The sequence below is a fragment of the Gilliamella sp. X-57 genome, from assembly GCF_057063565.1.
On the sequence record NZ_JBXSQI010000051.1, the window covers coordinates 1 to 2,299 of the forward strand.

General features: G+C 31.4%; 4 protein-coding genes. 2 read left to right on the top strand and 2 right to left on the bottom strand.

All coding sequences use genetic code 11. The features are described from left to right. A partial coding sequence (locus tag ACYIAL_RS12650; protein WP_483751889.1) for a transposase occupies positions 1–236 on the bottom strand: 236 nt, incomplete at its 3' end. 115 nt (positions 237–351) lie between these two features. After that, positions 352–1,173: an AraC family transcriptional regulator gene (locus tag ACYIAL_RS12655; RefSeq protein ID WP_483751890.1), complete on the bottom strand. Its 822-nt coding sequence runs from the start codon at positions 1,171–1,173 to the stop codon at positions 352–354. 236 nt (positions 1,174–1,409) lie between these two features. Here ACYIAL_RS12655 and ACYIAL_RS12660 point away from each other — a divergent pair, with 236 nt between their 5' ends. Together ACYIAL_RS12660 and ACYIAL_RS12665 are read left to right on the top strand one after the other, a co-directional pair. Continuing rightward, positions 1,410–1,727: a tRNA-dependent cyclodipeptide synthase gene (locus ACYIAL_RS12660; protein ID WP_483751891.1), complete on the top strand. Its 318-nt coding sequence runs from the start codon at positions 1,410–1,412 to the stop codon at positions 1,725–1,727. Between the two features lie 5 nt (positions 1,728–1,732). Continuing rightward, positions 1,733–2,047: a tRNA-dependent cyclodipeptide synthase gene (locus ACYIAL_RS12665; RefSeq protein WP_483751892.1), complete on the top strand. Its 315-nt coding sequence runs from the start codon at positions 1,733–1,735 to the stop codon at positions 2,045–2,047. Positions 2,048–2,299 lie beyond the last annotated feature (252 nt).

A 2,299-nucleotide genomic window follows, 5' to 3' on the forward strand; every position in this document is an offset into this window, starting at 1 on the left:
TGTTTGAAAATATCAACTAATATTCCTTTTTTAGACCACAAATTAAATCGTCTATAGACGGTGCTCCATTCACCAAACTCTTCTGGCAAATCTCGCCAAGGAATACCGGTTCTCATTCGGAAAAGGAGCCCTTCAAACGTCATCCGATGCTCGGATTTATTATAAACTCGGCCAGTATTTCTCATTATTTGTAGTAGCTTTTCCCACCGTTTATCTGTTAGCATTGTTCTTGGCATGATGAATCGAGTTAGGGTTGTTTTTTGCAGAATTATTATAACTCACATCATGCCGTATAAAAAATAATCACGAAAGATCAACACGCCCTAATTTATCATTAATATAATTATCATTTTAAATGATAGTGTCATTAAAGTTTCTCCATGGGTGGTTATTTCTCATCGCTTTTTGATAGTTACCTGGAGTTACCCCGAAATTTCGACGGAAAATAGCAATAAAACCACTAATATTATCATAACCTAAATTTAAAGAAATTTCTGTGATAGGTCTGCCCGCAACAAGCAACTCTAAAGCTTTTAACATACGTAGTTTCTGTCGCCATTCTGTGAAATTAAATCCAGTTTCATTTGTAAATCGACGAGTTAATGAGCGTCGAGAAATCCCAGCCCAAACGCTCCATTCATTAATGTTTCTATCATCACTAGGATTATTAGACAAAGCTAAAGCAATTTTTAACAAACGAATATCTTTTGGCATTGGGAGTGCTATCTCAACTTGAGGGATTATACTAATCTCGTCGACAATCACTGCCATCAATCGCTTATGCTCGGGTTGCAATTCTGAATTATTCCATGTCATGGTTCGGGTAATTGCTTCACGCAATAGACTAGATAATTCTAGCATGCAGGGTTTATTCGGAAGATTATTACATTCGCTTTTTTGTATATAGATACTCCATCCGTGGAATGGCCCATGTGATCCGAGAAGAGAATGCTGTGTATCTGGAGGTATCCATATACCATGAGTTGCGGGTATTACCCATTGACTACTTTCCACTTCAATTGAAATTAAACCTTGTAATGTACCAGCTAGTTGTCCTCTCGAGTGATGATGAAGTTCTGTTATTTTCACTGATGGGGATTTGAGTGATGCCGATATAATCATAGGTTCGTTATCAGAAGAAGCGACCTCTGGAGAAATGAGTGAAATATTCATTTATATGGCCTATAAGTAATATTTTGTGGCTGGAATTAGTTAGTAATTTTTTGTTTTACTAACTATCCTAAATTAGCCCAACTTAATTCAAATAAAATAAATATAACTATATATATTAAAAATAAATTAGCAATAAATCATGAATGATTAAAAAAAAATATTATTTAATATAATTGATTGAAATAATTAATGTTATATATATTTTTAGTAGCTAGCTGTCTAGAAAGAGGTATAAAATGAAAGGAAAACATGTTTTATTTGGCATAAGCCCTTTTAATTCCAAATTTAATGAAAATTACATTAAAAATATGTTGGAGTGGGGGTTTGATAATTATGATCATGTAGATGTTTTACATCCACATGAAGAGGCTAAGTATCTTTTAATAGGAGCTGGAGATAATGAGGTAAAAGCACGTAAAAAATCACGAAAAGAATTTTATCGAATTGAAAGAGCTATTAATAATTATTTATCAATGTCTGGTCATGATTTTTTTGCAAAAAGAATATTAAAATTTTCCGATTTTTATGCTGACGAATTGTATAAAAAAATGTAGAGATAATAAAAGAAGATTTTAAAAATAATGAGAATTTTCACTCATTATGTATAACTCAGTCATATAAAGCTATTTTGAATAGAAAAAACGCCATCAGTAAAACATCTGAAATAAAAGAACAGGATATTATTATTGCTACAGAATATATAATAAGAGAAATTCCTTTTATTATTTCCCCTTCTTTATTGTCATCTTCACTAACTAGTCTGCATATATCTTATTACTGTTCATGGCCAATAGCTGATTATGTTTATGCTGGAAAGTTAAGTATCAGCCCTAGTTCAGATACAAAAATTATTGTTAAAGATCATTCAATTTAATTATTAAGTAATATGGAGGTAATATGTTGACTATGAACAATCATTTTCCAGGAGTGTTGTCTGATGAATATGGACAAGATCCATACAAATATATTGATTTATTGGATAAAACGGAGAACGTTATTTTGTAACTATCCCCTAAAATAGTACAGCAAAAAAGTAGAAAATTCTCTATGATAAAAGTAAAGGGGATTTAATTATGAAAAAAATGACTGAACATCAGATTGTATCTATTTTAAAAGAAGCTGAAGC

Bases quoted from the DNA above. Each gene is read 5' to 3' on its own strand.
- ACYIAL_RS12655 (WP_483751890.1), bottom strand. From the start codon at position 1,173: ATGAATATTTCACTCATTTCTCCAGAGGTCGCTTCTTCTGATAACGAA.
- ACYIAL_RS12660 (WP_483751891.1), top strand. From the start codon at position 1,410: ATGAAAGGAAAACATGTTTTATTTGGCATAAGCCCTTTTAATTCCAAA.